The organism is Streptomyces phaeochromogenes (genome assembly GCF_001418655.1).
GTDB classification, from domain to species: Bacteria; Actinomycetota; Actinomycetes; order Streptomycetales; family Streptomycetaceae; genus Streptomyces; species Streptomyces phaeochromogenes.
The window spans coordinates 1-9,710 of sequence record NZ_LIQZ01000613.1; the positions used below are offsets into that span (position 1 = coordinate 1).

The 9,710-nt window shown below is 70.8% G+C and carries 7 protein-coding genes; 4 read left to right on the forward strand and 3 right to left on the reverse strand.

All coding sequences use genetic code 11. From position 1 onward, the window contains the following. The 3 genes from AOK17_RS46645 to AOK17_RS46655 form a co-directional block, all read right to left on the reverse strand. Positions 1-296 (reverse strand): biotin/lipoyl-containing protein (locus tag AOK17_RS46645; RefSeq protein WP_342671576.1); only part of this gene is annotated, 296 nt, incomplete at its 3' end. A gap of 70 nt (positions 297-366) precedes the next feature. Then, positions 367-1,755 (reverse strand): dihydrolipoyl dehydrogenase, encoded by a 1,389-nt coding sequence (lpdA, locus tag AOK17_RS46650; RefSeq protein WP_055618698.1) that lies wholly within the window; start codon positions 1,753-1,755, stop codon positions 367-369. Between the two features lie 261 nt (positions 1,756-2,016). Further along, a complete protein-coding gene (locus tag AOK17_RS46655; protein ID WP_055618699.1) occupies positions 2,017-3,567 on the reverse strand; it encodes a leucyl aminopeptidase in 1,551 nt (516 codons plus the stop codon). A 282-nt stretch (positions 3,568-3,849) separates the two neighbouring features. Here AOK17_RS46655 and AOK17_RS46660 point away from each other — a divergent pair, with 282 nt between their 5' ends. The 4 genes from AOK17_RS46660 to AOK17_RS46675 all read left to right on the forward strand — a co-directional run bounded on the left by AOK17_RS46660 (position 3,850) and on the right by AOK17_RS46675 (position 9,673). Then, positions 3,850-5,895 (forward strand): hypothetical protein, encoded by a 2,046-nt coding sequence (locus AOK17_RS46660; protein ID WP_055618700.1) that lies wholly within the window; start codon positions 3,850-3,852, stop codon positions 5,893-5,895. A 93-nt stretch (positions 5,896-5,988) separates the two neighbouring features. Continuing rightward, positions 5,989-7,512 (forward strand): GT4 family glycosyltransferase PelF, encoded by a 1,524-nt coding sequence (gene pelF / locus AOK17_RS46665; RefSeq protein WP_055618701.1) that lies wholly within the window; start codon positions 5,989-5,991, stop codon positions 7,510-7,512. Further along, positions 7,509-9,032, forward strand: coding sequence for a hypothetical protein (locus AOK17_RS46670; RefSeq protein WP_055618702.1), 1,524 nt, complete (start codon positions 7,509-7,511; stop codon positions 9,030-9,032). The genes pelF and AOK17_RS46670 overlap by 4 nt, the downstream gene beginning before the upstream one ends. Continuing rightward, entirely contained in the window at positions 9,029-9,673 is a 645-nt protein-coding gene (locus AOK17_RS46675) for a spherulation-specific family 4 protein (protein WP_055618703.1), read from the forward strand. The genes AOK17_RS46670 and AOK17_RS46675 overlap by 4 nt, the downstream gene beginning before the upstream one ends. Positions 9,674-9,710 lie beyond the last annotated feature (37 nt).

The window sequence follows — 9,710 nt, forward strand, 5'->3', positions numbered from 1 at the left end:
GCCGCAGGGGCCGGAGCCTCGGCGGCAGCGGGGGCCGGGGCGGCGGCGGGTGCGCCGGAGCCGTCGTCGATGACGGCCAGCTCGGCGCCGACCTCGACCGTCTCGTCCTCGGCGACCTTGATGGAGGCGAGCACGCCGGCGGCAGGGGAGGGGATCTCGGTGTCGACCTTGTCGGTGGACACCTCAAGCAGCGGCTCGTCGGCCTCGACGCGCTCGCCCTCGGCCTTCAGCCAGCGGGTGACAGTGCCCTCGGTGACGCTCTCGCCGAGCGCCGGAAGGGTTACGGAAACCGCCATGGTTTCGGTTGCTCCTTACGAATTGCGGAAGTCTGTGTCGTCGCGGCGATGTGTTTCGACCGAGGGTCGGTCAGTCGTGCGAGTGCAGCGGCTTGCCTGCCAGAGCGAGGTGGGCCTCGCCCATCGCCTCGTTCTGGGTCGGGTGGGCGTGGATGAGCTGCGCGACCTCGGCCGGCAGCGCCTCCCAGTTGTAGATCAGCTGGGCCTCGCCGACCTGCTCGCCCATGCGGTCGCCGACCATGTGGACGCCGACCACGGCACCGTCCTTGACCTGGACGAGCTTGATCTCGCCCGCGGTCTTGAGGATCTTGCTCTTGCCGTTGCCCGCGAGGTTGTACTTCAGAGCGACGACCTTGTCCGCACCGTAGATCTCCTTGGCCTTGGCCTCGGTGATGCCCACGGAGGCGACCTCGGGGTGGCAGTACGTCACCCGGGGCACGCCGTCGTAGTCGATCGGAACGGTCTTCAGACCGGCGAGACGCTCCGCCACCAGGATGCCCTCGGCGAAGCCGACGTGCGCGAGCTGGAGCGTCGGGACCAGGTCACCGACGGCCGAGATGGTCGGCACGTTCGTGCGCATGTACTCGTCGACGAGGACGTAGCCGCGGTCCAGCGCGACGCCCTGCTCCTCGTAGCCGAGACCGGCGGAGACCGGCCCGCGGCCGATGGCGACCAGGAGGATCTCGGCCTCGAAGGTCTTGCCGTCGGCCAGGGTCACGCGGACGCCGTCCTGCGTGTACTCGGCCTTCTCGAAGAACGTGCCGAGGTTGAACTTGATGCCGCGCTTGCGGAAGGCGCGCTCAAGAAGCTTGGAGCTGTTCTCGTCCTCCACCGGCACGAGGTGCTTGAGACCCTCGATGACCGTGACGTCGGTGCCGAAGGACTTCCACGCGGAGGCGAACTCGACGCCGATGACGCCGCCGCCCAGCACGATCGCGGACTGCGGGACGCGGTCCAGCTTCAGCGCGTGGTCCGAGGAGACGATGCGGTTGCCGTCGATCTCCAGGCCCGGCAGCGACTTCGGCACGGAGCCGGTCGCGAGGAGCACGTGACGGCCCTGGATGCGCTGGCCGTTGACGTCCACGGAGGTGGGGGACGACAGACGGCCCTCACCCTCGATGTACGTCACCTTGCGCGAGGCCACGAGGCCCTGCAGGCCCTTGTAGAGGCCGCTGATCACGTCGTCCTTGTACTTGTGGACGGCGTTGATGTCGATGCCCTGGAAAGTCGTCAGGACACCGTACTGGTCCGCCTCGCGTGCCTGGTCGGCGATCTCGCCGGCATGCAGCAGGGCCTTGGTGGGAATGCAGCCGTTGTGCAGGCAGGTGCCGCCGAGCTTGTTCTTCTCGATCAGGGCGACGTCCAGGCCCAGCTGCGCTCCGCGCAGGGCCGCGGCGTAGCCGCCGCTACCACCGCCGAGGATCACTAGGTCGAAAACGGTGCTGGCGTCGTTCGCCACGTCACGTCCTCCATGCATGTGCGCCGTACGCCGGTCTGCGTCGACCGGGCGGCGGCTGGTGTCCGGCCGCTCTTTCTTCGGCCCTGAGGTGGGCCCTGTCCTGCCGAGAACCCATCTTCGCACCTGTCGGCGCCGAGCGGGACGCCGGGCCGGGCAGTGAGACGTCTGATCGATCACACGGCAGTGCGTTTACCGCGGGCCCCGCGCCCGTCGAGGGGCGCGGGGCTGAGTCCGAAGTGCGGCTCCGCGGAGTGGGCGCGATCAGCCCAGATCGCCCGAGGCGGTCAGCTCGGCCAGCCGCACCAGCGTCCGTACGGCCGACCCCGTCCCGCCCTTGGGCGTGTAACCGAAGGGCCCCTGCTCATTGAAGGCGGGCCCGGCGATGTCCAGGTGCGCCCAGGTGATCCCCTCCCCGACGAACTCCTTGAGGAAGAGGCCGGCGACCAGTCCGCCGCCGTACCGCTCGCCCATGTTGGCGATGTCGGCGGTGGGGGAGTCCATCCCCTTCTTCAGGTGGTCCGGCAGCGGCATCGGCCACGCCGCCTCGCCGACCTCCTCGGCGGCCTCGTACACCGCCGTACGGAACGAGTCGTCGTTCGCCATGACGCCGAACGTCCGGTTGCCCAGCGCCAGCATCATCGCGCCGGTCAGCGTCGCCACGTCGACGATCGCGTCCGGGGTCTCCTCGGAGGCCTTGGCGAGCGCGTCGGCGAGGACGAGCCGGCCCTCGGCGTCGGTGTTGAGGACCTCGACGGTCTTGCCGCTGTACATGCGCAGCACGTCGCCGGGACGGGTCGCGGAACCGGAGGGCATGTTCTCGGCGAGCGCGAGCCAGCCGGTCACGTTGACCTCGAGGCCCAGCCGGGAGGCGGCGACGACCGCGGCGAACACGGCGGCGGCGCCGCTCATGTCGCACTTCATCGTCTCGTTGTGCCCGGCCGGCTTCAGCGAGATGCCGCCCGAGTCGTAGGTGATGCCCTTGCCGACGAAGGCGAGGTGCTTCTTGGCCTTGGAGGAGGTGTACGACAGCTTCACCAGACGGGGCGCGGACGCGGAACCGACGCCGACGCCGAGGATGCCGCCGTAGCCGCCCTTCTCCAGGGCCTTCTCGTCGAGCACCTGCACCTTGATGCCGTGCTCCTTGGCCGCGGCCTGCGCGACGGCCGCGAAGGCCTCCGGGTTCAGGTCGTTCGGCGGGGTGTTGATGAGGTCGCGGGCGCGGTTCAGCTCCTCGGACACGGCGGTGGCGCGCTCGACGGCCGCCTTGAACGCCTTGTCGCGGGGCTTTCCGCCGAGCAGCGTGACCTCGGCGAGCGGGGCCTTGCCGTTCTTGGCGTCCTTCCCGCTGTCGTTGCTCTTGCCGTTCTCCTTGTAGACGTCGAAGGAGTACGCGCCGAGCAGCGCGCCCTCGCCGACGGCGCCCGCGTCGGCGGCGTCCTCGATCGGCAGGGCGAAGGCGGCCTTCTTCGAACCGGCGAGGGCACGTGCGGCGACACCGGCCGCCCGGCGCAGGGTCTCCCCGGAGAAGGACGCGTCCTTCTCCGGCAGAGCACCGAGACCGACCGCGAGCACGAGCGGTGCCTTGAAGCCGGACGGAGCCGGCAGCTTCGTCACCTCGCCCTCGCCGCCCGAGGCGCCGAGGGTCTCCAGAACGCCGGCGAGCCTGCCGTCGTACGCCTTGTCCACGGCCTCGGCGCCCGGTGCCACGACCAGGTCCCCGGACTTGGGCCCGGTGCCCTTGGCGACACCGACGACGATGGCGTCGACCCGCAGGCCGGGCGCCGCGGCGGTGCTGAGAGTGAGAGCAGTCACGGTGGTGAAATCTCGCTTCCATTGAGTTGCTGTGGCCGTCAGGGGTGAGGTCGGCCGGGGCGGTGGAGTCCCGGGCACGAGCCTACGCGCGGTGGCGCGTTTCGCTCATTCCAGCGGCCGTTCATCCCCGCGTGGTGGCCTGGCCACTTATCACCCTTCACTTCTGTGACCTGAGCCACACTCCTGCTGTTTGCGATGAGTAACCCACTCGTTGCTTTGCATGCTTTCCACGGATCCTCCTCGAATTGACCATCAGGGGATCTTGTTGGGGGAGGGGCGAACATGGCGCAGAGTGCGCGCAGATGGAGAAACGTGGCCGCTGTCATGGCGGCCGCCGGTCTGCTGAGCCTGGGGCTGGGAGCCCCCGGAGCGTCGGCGGCGGAGGAGCCGCGCATCGATCTGAAGGTGCTCGTCGTCGACAACGGCGACAGCCCCGTGGAAGCCATCACGGAGGAGCTGAAGACCACCGGCATCCCGTATACGACCGTCGACCTGAACGACTCCGGCCGCCCGGCCATCACCGAGGCGTTCCTGAGCGAACCGGCCGACGGATCCGGCGGCACACCGCGTGCCAAGTACCAGGGCGTCGTGCTGCCCAACGAGGCGCCGTTCGGGGCGGGTTCGGCCGAGCAAACGGCCCTGGAGGCGTACGAGAGGACCTTCGGCATCCCCCAGGTCGACGCCTACACCTGGGCGCACCCCGGGGTCGGCCTCGACTACACGGACGCGGGCGGCTGGGCCGGAACGCTCGACGGCCGCGAGGCGGCGGTCACCACGGAGGGCGGGGCGGGCTATTTCGGCTACCTGGACGGGCCCCTCGCATTCGAGGACAACTCGCCCTCGGTCCAGGAGAGTTACGGCTACGTGGCCCGGCCCCGCGCGGGCTTCACCAGCTACGTCGACACCGCCGTGCCCGGCGGGACCGGCCGCGGCAGCCTGGTCGGCGAGTACGCGCACGACGGACGCCGCGAACTCGTCGTGACCTTCGCCTACAACCACTATCAGCAGCAGTTCCGCGTTCTTGCCCGCGGCATTGTCGAATGGCTGACGCAGGGCGTACACCTCGGTCAGAACAGGAACTATTTTTCTGTCCATGTCGACGACGTCTTCGCGCCCGACAGCCGCTGGGACACCGAACGCAACTGCACACCCGGCGACTTCGACTGCGTGGGCGGTGACGGTGAGGGGACCACGCCGATCCGTATGACCGCGGCCGACGCGGTGTACGCCGCGCAGTGGCAGCGGGACAGCGACTTCACCCTCGACATGGTCTACAACGCCGGGGCGGGGGAGGAGTGGAAGAGCGAGAACGGCGACGTCGACGCGCTGACCGACCAACTCCTCGCCGACAAGGGCGAGTACCGCTGGGTCAACCACACCTACACGCACCCCTTCCTCGGCTGCGTCCAGGACACCAGCACCGTGCCGTGGAGCTGCGCGAAGAACGCCGACGGCTCGACCCGGTACGTGAGCCGCGCCGACATCTCGACCGAGATCAGCGCCAACAACCTGTGGGCGGCGAGCCACGGACTGCCCGTCGACAGCAGCGAGTTGGTGACCGGCGAGCACTCGGGCCTCAAGTCCCTGCCGCAGCAGCCGGACGACAACCCGAACCTCGCGGGCGCCCTCGCGGACAACGGCGTCGACTGGACCGCCTCCGACAACTCCCGTGAACCGCAGCAGCGTTCGGTGGGCGGCACCCTGACCGTGCCCCGCTACCCGATGAACGTGTACTACAACGTGGGCACGGCCGAGGAGATCGCCGACGAGTACAACTGGATCTACACCTCGAAGGCCGACGGCGGCAGCGGCGTCTGCGAGAACAACCCCACGTCGACCTGTCTCGACGACCCGCTCGACACGGCGACCGGCTTCGAGTCGTACATCCTCCCGCAGGAGGCCCGCACCGCCCTCGGCCACGCCGTGGGCAACGACCCGCGCCCGCACTACGTGCACCAGTCCAACCTGGCCGAGGACCGGCTGCTCTACCCGGTCCTGGACAAGGTGCTCGCCGACTACCGCGCGCTCTACGCCGACAACGCCCCGCTGGAGAACCCGCGGCAGAGCGCCGTCGGCACCGAGCTGAAGCGCCGCGCCGCCTGGCAGGAGGCCGTCTCCGACGGTGACGTCACGGCGTACCGCGTCGGCACGACCGTCACCGTCGACGCCCCGTCCGGGATCCAGATCCCGGTGACCGCACCCGAAGGGACACTCAAGCAACTGCTCCTCGGCACCACCGCGTTCGGGACGCCGTACGCGGGGGAGCGCTCGGCCTGGACCACGCCGGACGCTCTGCAGACAGCCCTCACCCTGAGACTGCCCGCATAACGGAGACAAGCGCCGCAGCACGACGCGCGCCCCGGCCAAGACCGGCCGGGGCGCGCCACCGAGTCGTAAGAAATGTTCCAGGGGGGAACACGCATGATGAGCACAGGCCGTCATGTCACCATGCTCACTGAGGGCACGTATCCACTGGTCCACGGCGGGGTCAGCACCTGGTGCGACCAGCTCGTGAAGGGGATGCCCGAAGTCGGGTTCAACGTCGTCTCGCTCTCCGGCAACGGCCGCGAACCCGTGACCTGGGAGCTGCCGAGCAACGTCTATCAGCACACGTCCGTGCCGCTGTGGGGCACGCTGCAGGGGTCCCGGCGCGCGCCGCGCGGCCCCGCCCGCCGCCGCTTCGTCGACACCTACGAGCGGTTCCTGCTGTCCTTCCTGGACCCCGAGGCGCACTGCGACTTCGGAGAGGCCTTCTACGAACTCGCCCAACTGGCCCGTGACGGACGGCTGTCGGCGGCCCTGCGCACCGAGACCGCGCTGCGCTCGCTGATGTGGATCTGGACCATGCCGCATCTCCGGATCGCCCAGGCCTGCCCCACCGTGCACGACGCGCTGACCGCCACCGACCTGCTGGAGCACGCGCTGCGCCCGCTGGGCGTCCGGCTGCCCGAGAACTCCGTCTCGCACGCCACCGGAAGCGGTCTGGCTACTCTTCCCGCCCTGGCCGCACGGCAGTTGGACGGCATCCCGTTCCTGCTCACCGAGCACGGCATCTATCTGCGTGAGCGCTACCTCGGCTACCGCAGCGACGCACAGCGGTGGCCCGTCAAGGCCCTGATGCTCGGCTTCTACCGCGAGCTCAACACCCTCGGCTACAAGACGGCCGACCTGATCACCCCGTGCAACCAGTACAACCGCCGCTGGGAAGAGCGCGGCGGCGCCGACCCGGACAAGATCCGTACCGTCTACAACGGCGTCGACCCCGCCGCCTTCCCGCACGCCGGACCCGAGCCGGACGTGCCCACGCTCACCTGGTGCGGTCGCGTCGACCCGATCAAGGACCTCGAAACGCTGCTGCACGCGTACGCCATGGTGCGCGCCGAACTCCCCGAGACCAGGCTGCGGTTGTTCGGCCCGGTACCGCCCGGCGGAGAGGCGTACAAGACCAGGCTGGAGAAGCTCGCCGCCGAACTCGGCGTCACGGACGGGCTCACCTTCGAGGGCCGGATCAGCGAGGTGTGGCGGGCCTACGCGGCCGGGCACGTCGTGATGCTCTCCTCCATCTCGGAGGGCTTCCCCTTCTCGATCATCGAGGCCATGTCGTGCGGCCGGACCACGGTCTCCACCGACGTGGGTGGCGTCAGCGAGGCGGTCGGCGACACCGGGCTCGTAGTGCCGCCGCGCGAGCCCGAGAAGATGGCCGCCGCCGCGCTCGTCCTGCTGCGGGACGACGAACGACGCCTGGAACTGGGCCGGTTGTCCCGCCAGCGCGTCATCGAACGCTTCACGCTCCGCCGCTCCGTGGACGCGTTCCGGACCATCTACCAGGAGCTCGCGGGTCTGCCCGAGGTGTACGAGCCCACGCTGGAGACCGTCGCCGACTGGACCCTCGAACTGCGCGACCCCTGGTACCAGGCCGTCGCGACGGACGGGACCGGCTGGTGAGCGGATCTATCCGGATGCCGCCAGGATCGCGGCCCGACACCCTGCCCTATGTGCCGCGCCAACGCCGTCCCAGCTGGGCGGAGCCCGACCCGGTGGACGAACTCGCCAATCGCCTGGAGGAGTTCATAGCCGCCGCCGTCCACCCGGACGAGATAGCCGCTCTCCTGGAGTCCGACGGCATGTCGGACGACCAGATACGCGAGAAGTACGGCGTCAAGGACTCCTTCTCGCTCGCCGAGGAGCTGTACGAACGGGTCGAGCGCCGCCACCCCGAACCCGCGGGACCGGCCCACGACCCCTGGGAAATCGGCCTGCTGGGCTGCCTGTTGAGAGGCGTCGTCTTCGCGCTGCCCGGCCTCGGCTACGTCCTCGGGGCGCCGCTCCTCGCGGGCCCGCAGGACGGCCTCGGGCTCCCCGCCGGTACGGTCCCGCTGCTGGCCGGCGCCCTGTGCGGCTGGACCTGGAACCAGGGGCTCGCCCACCGGGCCTACTCCTGGCTGGGGTTGGGCGACAAGGCGGCCTCCCGCCGCTCGCTCCTCGTCGGGGCGCCCGCGGGCGCGCTGCTCGGCTCGCTCGTCGCACTCGCCGTCGCCCCCGGCCACCTCGGCGCGGTCGCCTTCGCCGCCGGCCAGTCCTGCTACCTCGCGGCGGCCACCGTACTGCTGGTGATGGGCCGCGAACGGGCCCTGCTCGCCGCCCTGTTGCCCATGGCGGCCGGTGCCCTACTGGCGATGGCCCAGCCGGTACCCGAGGCCGCGAGACTGGCCCTGCTGCTCGGCTCGCTCGGTATCGTCGGCGCGCTCGCCGCGATCGAAGTCGCCCCGGCCGTACGGCAGTCGGGGGACGGGACGCGGATCGGCTGGTCCGCCGGGTTCGCGGCCCTGCTGCCCTTCGGTGGCGCCCATGAGTCCAAACGGCCGCGCAGCGCCTCGCCCTGGCTCGCCGGCTCCCTGCCGTACGCCTTCTTCGGCCTCGGCAGCGGCGTCCTCGTCGTGTTCGTGGCGCTCGGCGACGTCCTGGCCGACGGGTCGTCGACCGCCGCGGTCGCCGCGCCGGCCGCCGTGGCGCTCACGCTGAGCATGGGGCCCGCCGAGTGGCTGCTCTACCGGTTCCGCAGCGGAAGCCTCGCCGGGCTGCGCTCCAGCAGCACCTCGCGCGAGTTCTGGCGCACCACCGCGGGCACCCTCGTCAAATGCCTCAGCGGCTACCTCGCCGCGCTGTTCCTGCTGAGCCTCGCCACGGCCGCGCTGTGGCCGCACGCGCCCGGCCTCGACGGCGTACGCCTGACGGCCCTGCTGCTCCTCGGGGTCGTCCTCTGGACCGGCCTGCTGCTCCAGTCGTTCGGCGCCGTCCTGAGCGCCGCCGTGATCTGCTGCGCCGCGGGGCTCGCCCAGGCCGGGGCGCTCCTCGCGGACGGGGTGAGCCCGCATCTGGTCGGCCTCGTCGTGTACGGGGCCGCTGCCGCGGTGCTGGCGACGCTGGTCTGCTGGCAACTGGGAAGGGCGACGGCCCACAGATGAGCACCCTCCTCGTTCCGTACTACGAGCACCCCTCCGTCCGCCCCGCCGAGTGGGAGGTGATCGTCGAGGCCGCGCCCCGCCTCTACGGGGTCGTGCTGAACCCGGCCAGTGGGCCCGGCGAGCGCCCGGACCCGGCCTTCGCGGAGATCGCCGAGAGGCTGCGGGCGGTGGACGTCCGGGTGCTCGGCTACACCGACACCGACTACGGCCGCAGGCCGCGCGCGGAGGTCGTCCAGGACCTCGCTCGCTACCGCGACTGGTACGGCACGGACGGCGCCTTCCTCGACCAAGTCACGTCAGGACTCGGCGACTTCGGCTACTACCAACGGCTCGCCACGTCCGCCTGGGGCGCGGGCTGCACCACCCTCGCCCTCAACCACGGGGCGCCGCCGCATCCCACGTACGCCCGCCTCGCCGACGTCCTCGTCACCTTCGAGGGCACGTGGGACACGTACCGCAGCCTCCGCCCAACCCCCTTCACAGCCGGCCGCACCCGCCAGTGCCACCTCGTCCACGGCGTGCCCCCCGACGCCCCCGTGGCCGACCTGGCCCGCACCCGAGGCGCCACGATCCACTGCGCGGTCCCGGGCGAGGGGGCCCACCCTTGGGGCACGCTGCCACATGCCTTGCGGGCGGGCTGAGTTCTTTGTCTGCGCGACCAGCCCCCACCGGCCCGCA

Coding starts and splice junctions, on each gene's coding strand:
- AOK17_RS46660 (WP_055618700.1), top strand. CDS start 3,850: ATGGCGCAGAGTGCGCGCAGATGGAGAAACGTGGCCGCTGTCATGGCG.
- pelF (WP_055618701.1), top strand. CDS start 5,989: ATGATGAGCACAGGCCGTCATGTCACCATGCTCACTGAGGGCACGTAT.
- AOK17_RS46675 (WP_055618703.1), top strand. CDS start 9,029: ATGAGCACCCTCCTCGTTCCGTACTACGAGCACCCCTCCGTCCGCCCC.